The following is a 16,347-nucleotide window of genomic DNA, read 5'->3' as shown; positions in this document are numbered from 1 at the left end:
TGTTGACTGCTGTAACGGGCTTACCCGCCCGGTTCTACTGACGCCAGCTTTCCTTCTCAGGGTGACTGGGGCGTTCTTCCGGAAGCTCACCGGTGATGGCCGGGTCTGTGCTTTGTTCCTTATCTTACCGGATACTTCCACGGTGGCCGTACTGCTTCTTCGGTCCGCGGCTGGTGGTCAGCGCTCGGACCATCGGGGGCACCGCAACCTCATCGACCTGCGAGAATCGACCCGTGAGATATGGCTGCTTTGAGCCTGCCAGAAGCGCCTTATCTCACGGGTCAATTTCGCCGCTTCCAAACTACAGCCGATGCGGAGCCTGGTTTGCTACTTGCGGATGAGTTTGTGAGCGGCCGCCTGTGCCACTGGGCGCATGATGATTTGGTCCAGGTTGACATGGTGGGGAAGCCCGACGGCGTAACTCACCACATCCGCCACGTCCTCCGGGGTGAGTGGTTTTTCAACACCCTGATAGACCGCCTCGGCGGCTTCCTGATTCCCGGAGAGACGGTTGAGCGCAAACTCCTCCGTGTGAACCAATCCCGGAGCTACCTCAATGACGCGCACATTGTGCTCCGCTTCTTCTAAGCGGAGGGCACCGGTGAGTGCGTGTTGGCCAAACTTGGCTGCGTTGTAGCCGGAGCCACCCTCGTAGGCTGTGTACGCTGCGGTGGAAGTCAGGTTCAAGACGGTGCCGAAGCCGTGCTCACGCAGCGCAGGCAGCAGCGCCTTCGTCACCTTCAGGGTTCCCAGGACGTTGACCTGGAACATCCATTCCCAATCATCCACCTGCGAGGTGGCCACACTGTCCACACCGCGGGCGCCGCCGGCAATGTTGATGAGCGTGTCCACCCCTGGCTCGCTGAAGGTGTCCGTGACAAAATCACGCAGCCGCTGAACGTCATCGCTCGAGGTGACATCCGCGGCAAAGGGAACGGAGCCGGTTTCCTGTGCCAACTGCACCAGTCGGTCCTCGCGGCGGGCCACGGCAATGACGTTCCAGCCGTCGGCGCGGAGTTTGCGGACCGTGGCGGCACCGATTCCTGAACTAGCACCGGTGACAACTGCATTCTTTGAAGTGTTTTCAGACATGCTTCAAATGTATCGTGTTGCATCTCCGGGATGCGGTCACAAAGCTGCAGTCAGGACGATGCATTCAAAAAGCTAAGCAGCACAGCCGCTTGGTTTTGCTCGTGGTCCTTGGCGCCGTACAGCAGCACCTGTTCATGTCCAGCCAAGATCTCGCGCAAGTCTGTCACTGCCGGGTTCTTGTTGAGTTCTGCGGTGTAGTCGCGGACAAAGGTTTCAAAGTGCTCGGGGACGTGACCAAACGCGTTGCGGACCTCCGTGCTGGGGGCCACGTCCTTGAGCCAGAGGTCAATTTTGTCCTTTTTGACCCCACGCGGCCACAGCCTGTCCACCAGTACCCGGTACTCCCCCGGCTCCGGCTCTTCATAAACACGCAAAATCCTGATTGTGCCCATATTTGCATCATAACCCCGGTGTTTGCTCCGGTGGCACATATGCAACTGCGCACCGTTTTCTTGCAATGGTGCGCAGCTCCTGTTTCTGCGCACCATTGGCCCATAACCGTGCGCGGAAGCTGTCGGATCCGGCCCGGCTCATGACGAGCATTGCCCATGCGCCGTGGAGGAATTTTCAAAAAGCGCATAGTGAATGGCGTACCAGCGGAAGTCAGGCTGTAAACAACCGAGCAGCGCTCTCCGGCTTTGCCTCGGCGGGCAGAAACCATTCGCACTGCCACTTTTGGGTGCGCCTGGCCTGTGCGCTGGTGGTCTGCACATCAGGGGTGTAAACACGCATGGCCCGTTTCCCGCCCACCCCGGAGACGGAGATCACCCCACGGTGGGCCAACACGGAAAGGGGGAACACAAACTGGCCCAGCCCCGCACCCACGCCAGCCTCAACAACGAACAGGGCAACGCCGTCGTGCATGTCAAAGGGACGGATAGGGCCCGCGGCAGAACGCTGCCACAGGGTCACAAACTGGCCAACCTTGGTGGGTGTGGTCTTCGCGCGGCGGAAAATAGCGGCCCGCCCACCTAAGGTCAGCGTGTGAGCACAGTACTCGGCGCTCTCTTGCTCCGGCACCACATCAGCCCAGGTGACACCCCAGCGTTCCCATAGATTGCCTGTGTTCTGCATCTAAAATCCCCTGAATCTAGGTTCGGCGCCAACTCGTGGAAGAATTGGTGCATGGCTGAAATCATTCCGGGCACAGACACGCCCGCACCCACCTCAAGCAACGTCCCCGACAAGCCCGTTTTGGAGGGTCTTGAAGAGTCCCTGACCAAGCGCTGGCTGGAAGAGGGCACCTACAAGTTTAACCGTGAAACCACGCGGGAGCAGGTGTACTCCATTGACACTCCCCCGCCCACCGCGTCCGGATCGCTGCACGTGGGGCACATGTTCTCCTACACGCAGACCGACGTACTGGCCCGGTTCCAGCGTATGCGCGGCAAGAACGTCTTCTACCCTATGGGCTGGGATGACAACGGCCTGCCCACCGAGCGCCGCGTGCAGAACTATTACGGTGTGCGTTGCGATCCGAAGATCACCTACGACGCCGACTACCGCCCTCCCGCGCAGCCCGCCAAGAACCAGCGTGATTTCGATGTCATCTCGCGCAAGAACTTCATTGAGCTGTGTGAAGAGCTGGCGGTTGAGGACGAGAAAGTCTTTGAGCACCTGTTCCAGACGCTGGGCCTCTCCGTTGACTGGGAGCTGACGTACCGCACCATCGATGACCACTCCCGTGCAGTCTCCCAGCGCGGCTTCTTAGAAAACCTGAGTGCCGGCGACGCCTACATGGCCGAGGCCCCCACCCTGTGGGATGTCACCTTCCGCACCGCCGTGGCCCAGGCCGAGTTGGAAGACCGCGAAATGCCGGGCGCGTACTACCGCTACCCGTTCTTCGCCGAAGACGGCACCAAGATTTACATTGAGACCACACGCCCTGAGCTGCTTGCAGCCTGCTCCGCCCTGGTGGCCAACCCGGATGACGAGCGCTACAAGCCGCTGTTCGGTAAGAAGGTCACCTCGCCGCTGTTTGGCGTTGAGGTTGAAGTCCGACCGCACGCATTGGCCAAGGCCGATAAGGGTTCCGGCATCGCCATGGTTTGCACCTTCGGCGACCTGACTGACGTCATCTGGTGGCGCGAACTGCAGCTGCCCACCCGCGCCATCGTAGGCCGTGACGGGCGCGTCCTCGGCGATACCCCTGACTGGATCACCTCCGAGGAGGGCCGCGAAAACTACGCGAAGATCGCTGGAAAGACTGTCTTCAGTGCCAAGGAAGGCGTTGTTGAGATGCTTACTGGGGCTGAGCTGCTGGACGGCGAAATCAAGAAGATCATGCACCCCGTGAACTTCTTTGAAAAGGGTGACAAGCCCCTGGAGATCGTCTCCTCACGCCAGTGGTACATCCGTAACGGTGGCCGCGACGAGGACCGCCGCGAGAAGCTGATCAACCGTGGCAAGGACATTGAGTTCCACCCGGCGTTCATGCGCTCACGCTATGACAACTGGATCTCCGGGCTAAACGGTGACTGGCTGGTATCCCGCCAGCGCTTCTTCGGCGTGCCGGTTCCCGTCTGGTACCCGCTGGATGCCGACGGCAACCCGGATTACGATCACCCCATCCTGCCCACCACCGAGATGCTGCCGGTTGACCCCGCGGCCGATGCGGCGCCCGGCTACACCGAGGAGCAGCGCAACGTTGCTGGCGGCTTTGTTGGCGACGCCGATGTGCTGGACACCTGGGCCACCTCCTCCCTAACCCCGCAGATTGTGGGCGGCTGGGGCGTTGACGAGACACTGTTCTCCAACGTCTACCCCTTCGACCTTCGTCCCCAGGGCCACGACATCATCCGCACCTGGCTGTTCTCCTCTGCTGTGCGCGCCGATGCTCTGCAGGGCAGCGCCCCGTGGAAGCACGCCGCCATCTCCGGCTGGATCCTTGACCCGGACCGCAAGAAGATGTCCAAGTCCAAGGGCAACGTGGTGGTCCCCACCGACGTGCTCAACGACTTCGGTGCCGACGCCGTCCGCTACTGGGCAGCCTCCGCCAAGCTCGGTGCCGATACGGCGTATGAGATTGCGCAGATGAAAATTGGCCGCCGCCTGGCCATCAAGCTGCTCAACGCTTCCAAGTTTGTGCTGAACCTGGGCGCCACAGAGGCCAATGTGCTTTCTGCTGACAGCGCCGTGCTGAGCAACCCTCTGGACCGTGGCCTACTGGCCCAGCTATCCGAAGTAGTCACGGCCGCCACGGCTGCGTTTGAAAAGTATGACTACGCCCGCGCTCTGCAGCTGACCGAGAGCTTCTTCTGGCACTTCACGGACGACTACGTGGAGCTCGTCAAGGACCGCGCCTACGGTGCATCCGGCGAGGAAGGCCAGGCATCCGTGCTGGCTGCTCTGGCCACCACGCTGGATTCACTGCTGCGCTTGTTCGCCCCGTTCCTGCCGTTTGCCACGGAGGAAGTATGGAGCTGGTGGCGTACAGAGTCTGTTCACCGCGCACCGTGGCCCACCGCTGTTGGCGTGGACGACGGCGACACCACCTTGCTCTCGAGCGTGGGCGACGCCCTCTCTGGCATCCGCAAGGCCAAGTCTGAGGCCAAGGTCAAGCAGCGCACCCAGGTACTCTCGGCCACCGTGACTGCGGGCGAGGTGGAAGCCGCACAGTTGGGCGCTGGGTTGTCAGACTTGAAGGCTGCTGCGAATGCCGTGGAGATCACGGTATCCGTGGGTGAGGGCCAGATCACCGTCTCCAATGTTGTGCTGGAGCCGGTTCAGGAGCCCGCACAGGCCTAGCCGCCGCTGCTCTTCGGATCACTCCGCAGCGTCAACGCTCCTGCGGAGAACATTTCTGGAGGACGCTACTGGGGAACGCCGCACCACACGGTGCGGCGTTCCCTTTTCTGTATCACCCGGCAGGGCTCAGCGGGGCTATGCTGCAGGGCTCAGCGGGTAGCTTGCAGGCTCGCCCGGACAAGCTTGGGCAGACCCTTCTTGGGTGGCACCCGGACCGGCTCTGGCCAGCGTGGACCCAACGAATCGCCGAGGGTTGTGCGCCGCATTTTCCGGCCGATCAGCGGCACCACCCACTCCATGTACCACCGGTAATGCCCATAACCGCGCTGTTTCCAGGTAGTTGGAGGGTGGCTTTTGTCCTTGAGGCTGATGCCATGGGGTACCTCCAGCAGGTCCAGGACCCGTCCAGCCAGGTATTTGTGCCCGCGCTTGGACATGTGCAGCCGGTCCGAGCACCACATGGCGGGGTTCTCGTAAGCCGTCCAAGACGCGTAGTCCACCACCGTGGCACCATACTTCGCAGCGATGGTTCTGATGCCGTCGTTGTACGCATGGTTCTTGCTGCGCAGTGGAGCCAGCGGTGGCGAAACCTCCACATCGTATCCGGTGAACAACAGCGGGGCTGCCCCTGACTGGGCCAGCCGGGCCACGAGTGATTCGTACTCCTGCAGGATCCGGGCCATCGACGTGCCCACGTCCATGACGTCGTTGCCGCCTGCATACAAGGTGACCAGTGTGGGTTTTGGATCCATGGCTGCTTCGAGTTGCTCGGCCGCCACGTGACGCAGCCTTTTACTGCGTACCGCGAGGTTGGCATATTCCCAGCCCGGAGCGTCCCGGGCGAGCCCTTCCGCAACCCAGTCGGCCCAGCCCTTGACTCCATTTGGCCAGTGCTTCTTATCATCACCCACCCCTTCCGTGAAGGAGTCCCCCAGTGCGAGGTAACGGTCGGTTCCCCCAACAATCATTGACCGTTACGTACCGCTCTGGGGCCGCGCCCGTACCGGCGTCCCCTTGCCCACTCCGGTGTAGTCCCAGCAGGACCAGCTCGGCCCCCTGCCGGGCCACCTCACACGGAACCGTCCAACAGTTGCGTTGCCGTCTCTGCCAGCCTGTCCCTCGCATCGAGATTGACCTCCTCGGCCAGGTCCAACAACTTCCCAAGTGACTCCACACTGAGCGCCTGCGCCTGCGCACGGAATGAACGCAGGTCCTTGGGCAGGCATCCGCCGCCGAATCCTGCGCCACAGCATTGCTGTAGGAGAGCTTCACGGCGAGAAATGAGCTGGCGGCCACCTTGACTAGTTCCACCGTTGCGAAGTTGATGACGATGCGCGGGGTGCCCTGTTCAAGCAGCGGCCCATAGACAGCATCGAGGGCTGCGGTCCCCACAGCAGTTCCTACGGGCACGCTAGACTTGGCGACCACTACCGAACCGGTTCCCAAACTAGGCAGGAGTGCCTCCACGGCCGAGAAGAGGAAGCCCAGATCACTCAGACCTTGTTCGTGGAAGGGTGCCACACCCTGGGCCAATTGGGCTATCCGCGCCGCGTCAGTGTCCAGCCCCACTACCTCATGTCCCCAACTGGCACGGGCGCTGCGTGGACTGTGCCCAAATATCCGGTACCAATGACTGAAACCTTCATTTGGCTCCTCTCGGTATGGCCGGACGCTGTGACTTCTCCACTATGGCTCGCTGATAGATTTCCATGAGTTGTTCGCAGAGCACAAACCAGCTGCGGCCTTGGACTTGCTTGAACGCCGCAGCCGCAAAGGCTGCACGCTTGGCGTCGTCGCCGATGAGGTCACTTACCTGACTGCGCAGCTGAGCCAAGTTTCCGGGAGCATAAAGCCAGCCCGTATGCGAGGAATCCACCAAGTCAACGGGGCCGCCCTTGCCGGTGGACACCACGGGGACACCCGAAGCCATGGCCTCCTGAATGGTCTGGCAGAATGTTTCCAGCTCGCCCGGATGAACAAAGACGTCAAAGGAGGCCATGGCCTCCGCCAGCTCCCCTCCCCCGAGAAAACCCGTGAACTGGGCATGCGGCAGTGCGGCTTCCAATGCCGCCCGCTGTGGACCAGCGCCCACAATGACCAGTTGGGTGTTGGGTATGTCCGCCAGTACGGCCAGGTCCTGGACCTGCTTCTCGAGGGCCAAGCGCCCCACGTAGCCAATGATCTTCTGCCCCGGAGCCGCATGCTTCCTGCGAAAGGCGGCGCTACGCTTTGTGGGGTGGAAACGTTCGGTATCCACCCCGCGGCGCCACAGTTCCACGCGGGGAATGCCGTGCCCGCGCAGCTCCTCGAGGGAGTCGGTGGACGGCGCTAGGGTCCGGGTGGCGGTGGTGTGGATGTTTTCCAGACGCCGCCAGGCCCAGTTCTCCAGAAAGGGCAATCCGTAGCGTGCGGCGTAACCCGGCACGTCCGTCTGGTAGACGGCCACCGTGGGAATCCCCAGCGCCTCCGCGGCCCGCACAGCCCGCCAACCGAGCACGAAGGGTGAGGCCAGGTGCACCACATCGGGCTGGAATTCGGTGAGCAGCGTTTTCACCCGCCAAACCCCGCCGGCGGCAATCCGGATGTTCGGATATCGCGCCAGGGCAATGGCGGGCAGCCGCCTGACTCTTGCCCCTTCCACCACGCGCGGCTCCTTGCCGGCAGCGGACGGGGCAATCACCAGCACCTCGTCGCCTCGCGCATCCAGGTGTTGCAGGATCTTGAGCAGTGAATGGGTGACCCCGTTCATCTCGGGCAGAAACGATTCAGCAATGATTGCAAGTTTCACGGTTTAACCATGGCGTGCCCAGGTTGGCGCTGCGGGCTGCGGAGCAAACGAACCGGTGAAGAGTGGGTGAACGTTTTTTGGACAAAGGGGAAGCCCCATCGGCCAGAGTGCCGTCGGTGGGGCTTCGACTTTCATGCCGTCATGTGATGCTAACGGTCTAGCGCTTGCCATGGAGTTCAGGACAATTCACCGCATCACCGGTGTCAAGGAACCTATTCGAGCGTCCCGCCGAGGCGGTGCTCATTGATCAAGATGGTTCAGTCACTGAATTTATGGTTCGTACTAGCCCTTTCCTTGGCGGATCGGGTATTAAAGAGTATGCGCTTCTGCTGGGGCAAAAACAACGGCCGGGTGGAAAAAGTTAGACTTTTTCAACCCGGCCGGAAGTATCACGCTCTACATGAGCGCCGTATCAAGGGTGTTAGTCGAACTGGGGGTATTCCGTGCGGCTGCGCTTGATCTCAAAGAAGTACGGGAAGCTAGCCAGTGTGACGGTGGCGTCCCAGAGCTTGCCTGCCTCTTCACCGCGTGGGATACGGGTGACGACGGGGCCAAAGAAGGCGGTGCCGTTGAATGCCACGATGGGCGTTCCCACGTCCTCGCCCACCTTGTTGATTCCTTCAGCGTGGCTTGCCCGCAACGCCACGTCATGGGCATCTGTGGTGGCTGCCGCTGCCAGTTCGGCCGGCAGACCCACCTCGGCCAGGGACTTGGCAATGACATCGCCTAAGTCCTTATTGCCGTTGTTGTGGATCTCTGTTCCCATGGCGTCGTAGAGCGGCTTGATGACGTCTTGTCCATGAGCTGCGACGGCGGCCATGATGACGCGGACGGGTCCCCACGCCTTCTTCACGTGCTCCTGGTACTCAGCAGGTAATTCAGTGTTGTTCTCGTTCAGAACGCCCAAGCTCATGACGTGCCAGTCCACCTTGATGTTACGTACCTGCTCCACTTCAGCGATCCAGCGCGATGTGGCCCATGCAAAGGGACAGGTGGGATCAAACCAAAAATCGGCCTTTTCAGTGGCGCCGACATTACTCTCAGACACGTAGAATCTCCTTAGTAGTGCGGGGTGCGAAGCAGCTAAAACCACTTCACCATTTGGTGCAACGGCGGCAGCTACCCAACTATTCCGTCAGCATGTACACAGATGCGAAAGGGGTGGCCTAAGCCGATTTGTTCCTGCGCTTAGCAACCACTTCGTGGGGAATCAACGTGGGTTCAGACTTCTTGGCCACCACATCGGCAGTAATCACCACTGTGGCAATGTCTTCGCGGCTGGGAAGATCGAACATGACAGGCTGTAGAACTTCTTCTAAGATGGCACGCAATCCGCGGGCGCCAGTGCCCCGGGCCAAGGCCAGATCAGCAATGGCGCTCATGGCGTCTTCATCGAATTCAAGATCGACCCCGTCCAGGGTGAACATTTTTTGGTACTGCTTGACTAACGCATTTTTGGGTTCCGTGAGGATCTGAATCAGGGCCGTGCGGTCCAGCTGAGTAACAGTGGTAATAACGGGCAGGCGGCCAATGAATTCAGGGATCAGACCAAACTTCAGTAAGTCCTCAGGCATAACGTCCGCGTAGCTTGCCTCGGACTGCTTGAGGGCACTGAGCGGGGCACCAAAGCCGATGCCCTTCTTGCCCGCGCGGGAACCAATAATTTCTTCCAGCCCAGCAAACGCCCCGGCCACAATAAATAGAACATTGGTGGTGTCGATCTGAATGAACTCTTGATGCGGATGTTTGCGCCCGCCCTGCGGCGGTACTGACGCTACGGTTCCTTCAAGAATTTTCAGCAGCGCTTGCTGCACACCTTCCCCGGACACGTCGCGGGTAATGGAGGGGTTCTCAGATTTACGCGAGATTTTATCAATCTCGTCAATGTAGATAATGCCCTGCTCTGCCTTCTTAATATCAAAGTCGGCTGCCTGTATGAGCTTGAGCAAGATGTTTTCTACATCCTCGCCCACGTACCCGGCCTCAGTGAGAGCTGTTGCGTCTGCAACGGCAAAGGGGACATTGAGACGGCGGGCCAAGGTCTGCGCCAAATACGTCTTGCCGCAACCGGTGGGACCCACCAGCAGGATATTTGACTTGGCAATCTCCACCTCATCGTGAACACCGCCGGAAATGGTGTTGGATTTAACCGCATGGCCGGACTGGATACGTTTGTAGTGGTTGTACACGGCCACAGCCAAAGAGCGCTTTGCCGGTTCCTGACCAATCACATATTCCTGCAGAAAATCAAAGATCTCGCGGGGCTTGGGGAGCTCAAAGGCGTCAAGATCTGCCACCTCAGCGAGTTCTTCATCAATGATCTCGTTGCACAATTCAATGCACTCGTCACAGATGTAGACGCCGGGTCCGGCAATAAGCTTGCGAACTTGTTTTTGACTCTTTCCGCAGAAAGAACACTTCAGCAGATCTGTGCTTTCGCCCATCCTGGCCATTGATGTGTCCTTCCGCGAATAACCCGCCGACGGCGCAGTTACTTCTACTACTTCTTCATTCCACAGCTGGTGCCGAGAACGTCCTACCAATTACATTCCACTCTAAGCCACGGCACTGACATTGGCTGGTATGCCAACGCCGGAACAAGGGATTTCCTCCCTTGTTCCGGCAATCGCAAGTACTTTAGCGAGTGATGGCCGCCGGCTTCATCTTGCGCGGCGCCAGTACCTCATCGATCAAACCGTACTCCTTGGCCTGGGCGGCCGTGAGGATGTTGTCACGCTCAATGTCATTGCTGACCTGCTCAGGCGTGCGGCCGGAAAGGTCAGCCAGCGTGTTTTCCAGCCATTCACGCATACGCATGACCTCGTTAGCCTGGATTTCCAGGTCGGAGGCCTGTCCACCCTGACCGCCGGAGAGTGCCGGCTGGTGGATGAGCACGCGTGCGTTCGGCAGGGCCAAACGCTTACCGGGCGCACCGGCGGCGAGCAGCACGGCGGCTGCGGAGGCGGCCTGGCCCAGGCATACGGTCTGAATCTCGGGGCGAATGAATTGCATGGTGTCATAGATGGCCGTCATGGCCGTGAATGATCCACCGGGAGAGTTGATGTACAAGGTGATGTCGCGGTCCGTGTCATCAGCTTCCAGCACCAGCAGCTGGGCCATGACATCGTCGGCTGATGCGTCATCAACCTGGACGCCCAAGAAGATGATGCGGTCTTCAAAGAGCTTGGTGTACGGGTCCTGGCGCTTGAAGCCGTAGGGTGTGCGCTCCTCGAACTGAGGGAGCACGTAGCGGCTGGTGGGTAGGTTGCCGGCAGTGTTGCCAAATGCTGTGCTGCCAAAGTTGTAAGTCATGTCTTGTTGCTCCTGAAATCTTGTGCTTTGGCGAATTACTTGGCGTTGGTTCCGCCGCCACCGGCAACGGAGCCGGCGTGGCGGGCAATCTTATCGAAGAAGCCGTATTCCAAGCCCTGCTCTGCGGTGAACCACTTATCGCGGTCATTGTCCACGAGGATCTTCTCGATGCTCTGGCCAGTCTGCTCTGCCGTCAGTTCAGCCATGACCTTCTTCATGTGCAGGATCAGCTCAGCCTGAATCTTGATGTCCGACGCCGTTCCTCCAATGCCGCCTGATGGCTGGTGCATGAGGATGCGTGCGTTGGGAGTTGCGTAGCGCTTGCCCTTGGTGCCCGAGGAGAGCAGGAACTGGCCCATGGAGGCTGCCAGCCCGGTGGCGACCGTGACAACGTCATTCGGGATGTACTGCATGGTGTCATAGATCGCCATGCCGGCTGTCACTGAGCCGCCGGGTGAGTTGATGTACAAGAAGATGTCCTTGTCAGGGTCCTCGGCCGAGAGCAGCAACAGCTGCGAGCAGATGACATTCGCGTTGTCGTCGCGAACTTCCGAGCCCAACCAGATGATGCGTTCCTTCAGCAGGCGGTTGAAAATGTACTGGTCTTGACCGTTTGAGTCCGCGCTGGCCATCGTGGGGGTGGTTTGCTGTGCCATGGTGGGTTTACCTCTCCTTCGTGTGGCCTGCCGAGCGTGCCCGGCGGAACCATCACTAATGTTCACTACTTGGACAGTAGCCCTTTTTCACAAGCCTTTGGGGCCCGTGGCGGTGCTGTTCGCTGTCGGCGCACGATCCCCGTTCGCCCTACGCGTAGGGGAATGAAAGCGCTCCCACGGGCGTTGCTTCGTGGGCATAAAAAAGCCGTTGCCGGCTCTCCTGGGAGAACCGGCAACGGCGTTCAATCTTTGTTGCCCTGTCATGGGGCAAGCAGCATTAGATGCGGACTTCGCCCGGATCGGAAACCGCTGAGGCCTCGATGACCTCGTCCTCGCCAGCAATGTCTTCTTCTTCAGAAGCAACTGAGACGAAGTCGGTCAGATCCACTACGGCACCTTCGGAATCCGTCACGGTGGCCTTGCCCAAGACAACGGCAAGAGCCTTGCGGCGGCGTACTTCGCCAACAATCATGTTGACCTGGCCGGAGGAATCGAGCATCTGTGCGAACTGGTTCGGGTCCATGCCGTACTGGCTGGCCGAGGAGACGATGTAATCGATCAGTTCAGCCTGGCTGACGCCGATCTCTTCCTTCTCAGCGATGGCATCGAGGATGATCTCGTTACGGAAGGCCTTCTCGGTGTTTTCCTTGACCTCGGCGCGGTGCTCTTCGGTGTCGTGCTCTTCGGGGCCGTGAGCGTTCTCTGCCTTGAAGTGCTGCTCGAGCTGATCGGCAACCACCGAATCCGGAACGGGCACCTCAACGAGCTCTACGAGCTTCTCAAGAACCTTGTCGCGGGCCTCAACACCCTGCTCTACGGTCTTGGACTCGGCGGCCTGCTGGGCCAGGTCTTCCTTGAGTTCGTCAATGGTGTCGAACTCAGAAGCCAGCTGAGCGAAGTCATCGTTTGCCTCGGGCAGTTCGCGTTCCTTCACTGAGGTCACCTTGAGCGTGACCTGAGCTTCTTCACCAGCGTGCTCGCCGCCGGCAAGCTTGGTGTTGAAGATGGCTTCCTCGCCAGCGGACAGGCCGGTTGCGGCCTCATCCAGGCCGTCGAGCATGTTGCCTGCGCCAATCTGGTAGGAGAGATCCGATGCGGCGTCAACCTCGACGTCGTCGATCTTGGCAGCGATGTTGATGGTCAGGAAGTCACCGTCAACGGCCGGGCGGTCAACAGCAACCAGGGTGCCGAAGCGGGCGCGCAGCTCATCCAGAGCCTTGACGTTATCTTCTTCGGAAGCCTCAACAGCAGCAACCTCAACCTCGATGCCTTCGTAGCTGGGCAGCTCAATCTCGGGGCGGATATCCAGCTCAACGTGGAACTTGACAACGCCGTCGGTTGCGGTGGGGTCAGGAACCTCGGTGATTTCAACCTCGGGACGGCTCAACGGGATGAGCTTGTTCTCGACCACAGCATCCTGGTACCAGCCATTGAGGCCGGAGTTGATGGCGGTTTCCAGAACGTAGCCACGGCCAACGCGCTGATCGATCAGCTTGTTGGGGACCTTGCCCTTGCGGAAGCCAGGTACCTGTACCTGTGTGGCAATCGTCTTGTAGGCCTCGGTGATGCTGGGCTTCAATTCCTCAAAGGAAACCTCAACGTCAAGCTTTACACGAGTGGGTGTGAGGTTTTCGACAGCGCTCTTCACAGCGTGGTACTCCTGATGGTCTGTTGATGGATATTTAGGCCCAGCACATGGGCAGTCACTGACCAACCGTGAACCGAATAATGCTGAAGTCGGGGCGACAGGACTCGAACCTGCGGTCTCCTGCTCCCAAAGCAGGCGCGCTAGCCACTACGCTACGCCCCGTAGTTGCCCGGAACAGTCTACGGGCAAAAGTACCCAGATGCACAATCGGGGGTTTACGGGGTGCTTTTCACGGCCCGTGGCGCGTACTGCGCCGCTGGAAAGAAGCGGCTTTTGAGGCACGACGCCGGGCACTCACCCGCCGCTGTTCCCTTACGTTCTCCGACCGCTGGCCCAGTCGCAGCCGGGAACGCAAAAGTCCCCGGCCAGATGGCCAGGGACTCGTTACTGCATGGAGGGGGCGACGGGAATCGAACCCGCGTCATCAGTTTGGAAAACTGAGGCTTTACCATTAAGCTACGCCCCCGTATTTCGGGGCTGTTGTGGGCTTTCGCCGGAACAACTCCGTAACACTATCAACCACTTTGCCAGTCTCGCAAATCGGGGCTCGAAGGAACTCAAAAGTGCGTTGATTCTCCGGCATTTAGGCCTTTCCGCTCTGGCAGTGCGGGCACCAATAGAGCTTTCGGCCACCGAGCTCAGCCATGGCGATCACGGTCCCGCAATGCCGGCAGGGCTGACCAACACGTTTGTACACATAATGCGCGTCTTGCACCGGGACATCCTTATTGGGGCGGCTTCCGAGCAGAGCATCTTCGAGCCCGTGGCCCACAGCTGCGCCCAGCCCTGAAGGCCGGTCCCCCAATTCAGTGGTGATGATGCGCCCGTCACGGACGCCGTCGGCCATAATCTTGGCAATGTCCGCCCAGAGCGCCCGTGCCTCTTCCACTTGCAGACTCTTGCCTGGCCGCATCGGATCCAAGCTCAGACGGAACAGCACCTCCGCGCGGTACACATTTCCGACCCCGGCCAGCACTTCTTGCTTCATCAGTTGCAGGGCGATGGAGGTGATGCTTTTGCGGATCCGCCGGCCAAATTCTTCACCGTCACCGGGCAGGTTGTTCAGCGGATCCGGACCCAGCTTTCGGCGCACCACAGCGGCCGCGGCAGGCGTGAGAACCTCGCAGGCAGTTGGCCCGCGAAGATCGGCCCAGCCGTGGGCGGAGACCAGCCGAACCCGCACGGCACCCTTGGGCTCCGGCGGTCCACCGTGGCCCCACCCGCCGGAATCCGCAGCGATTTCCTGTTCTCCGATCCGCCGGGGCGCACCAATACTGGAGGCTCCCGTAAAGGTGGAATCTCCGCCAAAGTCCCAGGCACCGTAGAGCCCAAGATGGACCCGCAGGATCAGCTCATGCGAGAAGGTGAGGAACATTTGTTTGCCGTGGGCCTCTGCCCGCTCCAGCGCCTGCCCGTCAATCAGCCGCGCGCCAGCTGCAAACTTGCCCTGCGGGCTGGATACGGCCAGGACTGAGCCAGCAAACACGTCGTTGAACTGCCGCGCCAGGCGGTGCACCGAATGTCCCTCAGGCATTTACTCGACAACATCTCCGGTGGTCTCGTACGTGGCGATCTTGCCGATGCGGCGCACGTGGCGTTCGGCATCGCTGAAGGGCTCGGCTAGGAAGGCCTCAATGATTTCGGTGGCCTCCTCAACGCTGTGCTGGCGTCCGCCCACAGCCACAACATTGGCGTTGTTGTGCTCGCGGGCCAGCTGGGCGGTGGAGAGGTTCCAGGCCAGTGCTGCACGGACGCCCTTGACCTTGTTTGCCGCGATCTGCTCGCCATTGCCGGAGCCTCCCAGCACAATCCCAAGCGCGTCTACGCCTGCGGACTGGTCCGCCACCACGGCGAGGGCTGCGTTGATGCAGAAGGAGGGGTAGTCGTCCTCGGCGTCGTATGCCTGCGGGCCGTGGTCAACCATCTCGTAGCCCTTGGCTGCCAGAGCGGTGATGAGGTGGGCGCTGAGCTCCATGCCGGCGTGGTCGGTTGCGATGTGAACGCGCATGAGGATTCCTTCGTTTTGGGATTGAGTACCGCCACAAGCCTACCTATGGCCGGGGCATGCTTTGGCCGCTGCCACTTGCTACCCGCCCGGCCCTGCTCAGCGCTGTGTTGGCGGTTTTCCGGCCCGGCGGTTGAGGATTTCGGAGAGTTCATCGGCCGTGTCAAGGTTGGGGGCACTGACGGCTACCTTTGCGCCGTCGTTCATTCGAAGGACCACGGCGGCACCCGAGTAGCTCAAAAAGGTTGCGTTGCCGCTGTGCTTGCGCAGGCCCCAACCCCCGTAGTCTTTGGCAACAATGTCTAAAGAAACTGCTGCGGCAATCTCTTCGCAAGGTGCCACCAGAGCGGGGATGAAACCCAGAATCTTGACGGTGAGCCCCTGGCGGTCCACGTGAACGGTGGCACACAGCATGGCCACGAGCAGCAGGGCCGCCGCCAGCAGTCCCAGCAGTATCCACGGGGAAATCAGTGCCAACAAAGAGCCGGGAAGCACCGCCAACAACAGGATCATCATGGTCACGGATCCGCGCGGATGGAGGAAGTAGGCCAGCTGATCGTGCGCCGCCGCGGGATCGTGGGCACTATCAAGGATCCCTGCCAAGGCGGCATCATCGGCTCGGGTCCACTGCTCATCGGGTTTGAACGTCAAGGCCAGGACCACGCCCATGGCGACTGCCAATCCGGAGCCCATGAGCATCACGTAGCCATCCACTCGCACCGCAGGCAGCGGGCCTTGACTGGATTGGCCCAACAGTGCCGCGGCAAACAAGGTGCAACTGGCCAGTTGGAGGGCCATGGCTGTGCCTAAGAGAACTCGGCGGCCGGTGCCTGGCAAGGTGGTGCGCGCTCCCCACCCGCCAATTCCGGCGCCCAGCACCAGTATTGTCCCCACTCCCACGCTCAGGAATACAGGCAGAGAAACCGCGCCCCCGCCCCACGGCAGTTCCACTCCGTCAGGAAGATCGCCACCCACTAGCAGCCCGCCAATCACCAGCCCTATAGCCAGTAATCCGGGAAAGATCAGGGCGAACCGCAGCGCCCGGGCGTCAAGGTGCCGGGCGCTGGGTACGTCATGGCTGCCGTCAAAGGTCATGATG

Annotated in this window: 14 protein-coding genes and 2 tRNA genes; 1 reads left to right on the top strand and 15 read right to left on the bottom strand. The window is 60.5% G+C overall.

What is annotated here, in order from left to right:
- Positions 1–327: 327 nt before the first annotated feature.
- The 3 genes from RY113_RS04055 to RY113_RS04045 all read right to left on the bottom strand — a co-directional run bounded on the left by RY113_RS04055 (position 328) and on the right by RY113_RS04045 (position 2,166).
- Positions 328–1,092 carry an SDR family oxidoreductase gene (locus tag RY113_RS04055; protein WP_315913633.1) on the bottom strand — a complete coding sequence of 255 codons (765 nt, stop codon included), beginning with the start codon at positions 1,090–1,092 and terminating at the stop codon, positions 328–330.
- A gap of 50 nt (positions 1,093–1,142) precedes the next feature.
- The gene (locus tag RY113_RS04050; RefSeq protein ID WP_315913632.1) at positions 1,143–1,484 is read right to left on the bottom strand and encodes a DUF488 family protein; all 342 of its coding nucleotides are present in this window, start codon (positions 1,482–1,484) and stop codon (positions 1,143–1,145) included.
- Positions 1,485–1,695: 211 nt separating this feature from the next.
- Entirely contained in the window at positions 1,696–2,166 is a 471-nt protein-coding gene (locus RY113_RS04045; protein ID WP_315913631.1) for a MepB family protein, read from the bottom strand.
- A 51-nt stretch (positions 2,167–2,217) separates the two neighbouring features.
- Here RY113_RS04045 and valS point away from each other — a divergent pair, with 51 nt between their 5' ends.
- Positions 2,218–4,839, top strand: coding sequence for a valine--tRNA ligase (gene valS / locus RY113_RS04040; protein ID WP_315913630.1), 2,622 nt, complete (start codon positions 2,218–2,220; stop codon positions 4,837–4,839).
- A gap of 149 nt (positions 4,840–4,988) precedes the next feature.
- Here valS and RY113_RS04035 read toward each other — a convergent pair whose 3' ends face one another.
- The 12 genes from RY113_RS04035 to RY113_RS03980 all read right to left on the bottom strand — a co-directional run bounded on the left by RY113_RS04035 (position 4,989) and on the right by RY113_RS03980 (position 16,343).
- Positions 4,989–5,807 (bottom strand): SGNH/GDSL hydrolase family protein, encoded by an 819-nt coding sequence (locus tag RY113_RS04035; protein ID WP_315913629.1) that lies wholly within the window; start codon positions 5,805–5,807, stop codon positions 4,989–4,991.
- Positions 5,808–6,481: 674 nt separating this feature from the next.
- The gene (locus tag RY113_RS04030) at positions 6,482–7,627 is read right to left on the bottom strand and encodes a glycosyltransferase family 1 protein (RefSeq protein ID WP_315913628.1); all 1,146 of its coding nucleotides are present in this window, start codon (positions 7,625–7,627) and stop codon (positions 6,482–6,484) included.
- Positions 7,628–8,048: 421 nt separating this feature from the next.
- Positions 8,049–8,675 carry a DsbA family protein gene (locus tag RY113_RS04025; RefSeq protein ID WP_315913627.1) on the bottom strand — a complete coding sequence of 209 codons (627 nt, stop codon included), beginning with the start codon at positions 8,673–8,675 and terminating at the stop codon, positions 8,049–8,051.
- 118 nt (positions 8,676–8,793) lie between these two features.
- On the bottom strand, positions 8,794–10,080 hold the full coding sequence (gene clpX / locus RY113_RS04020; RefSeq protein ID WP_315913626.1) for an ATP-dependent Clp protease ATP-binding subunit ClpX: 1,287 nt from the start codon (positions 10,078–10,080) through the stop codon (positions 8,794–8,796).
- A 184-nt stretch (positions 10,081–10,264) separates the two neighbouring features.
- Positions 10,265–10,939: an ATP-dependent Clp protease proteolytic subunit gene (locus RY113_RS04015; protein ID WP_110106325.1), complete on the bottom strand. Its 675-nt coding sequence runs from the start codon at positions 10,937–10,939 to the stop codon at positions 10,265–10,267.
- A 35-nt stretch (positions 10,940–10,974) separates the two neighbouring features.
- On the bottom strand, positions 10,975–11,595 hold the full coding sequence (locus RY113_RS04010; protein ID WP_110106324.1) for an ATP-dependent Clp protease proteolytic subunit: 621 nt from the start codon (positions 11,593–11,595) through the stop codon (positions 10,975–10,977).
- A 277-nt stretch (positions 11,596–11,872) separates the two neighbouring features.
- Entirely contained in the window at positions 11,873–13,243 is a 1,371-nt protein-coding gene (gene tig / locus RY113_RS04005) for a trigger factor (protein ID WP_110106323.1), read from the bottom strand.
- A gap of 89 nt (positions 13,244–13,332) precedes the next feature.
- Positions 13,333–13,405, bottom strand: a tRNA-Pro gene (locus RY113_RS04000).
- A 230-nt stretch (positions 13,406–13,635) separates the two neighbouring features.
- Positions 13,636–13,709, bottom strand: a tRNA-Gly gene (locus tag RY113_RS03995).
- 117 nt (positions 13,710–13,826) lie between these two features.
- Complete coding sequence (locus RY113_RS03990) at positions 13,827–14,777, bottom strand: zinc finger domain-containing protein (protein ID WP_315913625.1); 951 nt, start codon at positions 14,775–14,777, stop codon at positions 13,827–13,829.
- Positions 14,778–15,251, bottom strand: a complete 474-nt coding sequence (locus tag RY113_RS03985; protein WP_315913624.1) for a ribose-5-phosphate isomerase — start codon at positions 15,249–15,251, stop codon at positions 14,778–14,780. It lies immediately after the preceding gene.
- Between the two features lie 96 nt (positions 15,252–15,347).
- Positions 15,348–16,343, bottom strand: a complete 996-nt coding sequence (locus tag RY113_RS03980; protein ID WP_315913623.1) for a hypothetical protein — start codon at positions 16,341–16,343, stop codon at positions 15,348–15,350.
- Between the last annotated feature and the right edge of the window lie 4 nt (positions 16,344–16,347).

The organism is Arthrobacter sp. lap29, from assembly GCF_032458965.1.
Taxonomy (GTDB): domain Bacteria; phylum Actinomycetota; class Actinomycetes; order Actinomycetales; family Micrococcaceae; genus Specibacter; species Specibacter psychrochitiniphilus.
Note: the sequence above shows the minus strand (reverse complement) of the source record. Positions and strands in the feature narration are given on the sequence as shown.

Bases quoted from the DNA above. Each gene is read 5' to 3' on its own strand.
- RY113_RS04010 (WP_110106324.1), bottom strand. From the start codon at position 11,595: ATGGCACAGCAAACCACCCCCACGATGGCCAGCGCGGACTCAAACGGT.
- RY113_RS03985 (WP_315913624.1), bottom strand. From the start codon at position 15,251: ATGCGCGTTCACATCGCAACCGACCACGCCGGCATGGAGCTCAGCGCC.
- RY113_RS04035 (WP_315913629.1), bottom strand. From the start codon at position 5,807: ATGATTGTTGGGGGAACCGACCGTTACCTCGCACTGGGGGACTCCTTC.
- RY113_RS04045 (WP_315913631.1), bottom strand. From the start codon at position 2,166: ATGCAGAACACAGGCAATCTATGGGAACGCTGGGGTGTCACCTGGGCT.
- RY113_RS04055 (WP_315913633.1), bottom strand. From the start codon at position 1,092: ATGTCTGAAAACACTTCAAAGAATGCAGTTGTCACCGGTGCTAGTTCA.
- clpX (WP_315913626.1), bottom strand. From the start codon at position 10,080: ATGGCCAGGATGGGCGAAAGCACAGATCTGCTGAAGTGTTCTTTCTGC.
- RY113_RS04015 (WP_110106325.1), bottom strand. From the start codon at position 10,939: ATGACTTACAACTTTGGCAGCACAGCATTTGGCAACACTGCCGGCAAC.
- RY113_RS03980 (WP_315913623.1), bottom strand. From the start codon at position 16,343: ATGACCTTTGACGGCAGCCATGACGTACCCAGCGCCCGGCACCTTGAC.
- RY113_RS04050 (WP_315913632.1), bottom strand. From the start codon at position 1,484: ATGGGCACAATCAGGATTTTGCGTGTTTATGAAGAGCCGGAGCCGGGG.
- RY113_RS03990 (WP_315913625.1), bottom strand. From the start codon at position 14,777: ATGCCTGAGGGACATTCGGTGCACCGCCTGGCGCGGCAGTTCAACGAC.
- valS (WP_315913630.1), top strand. From the start codon at position 2,218: ATGGCTGAAATCATTCCGGGCACAGACACGCCCGCACCCACCTCAAGC.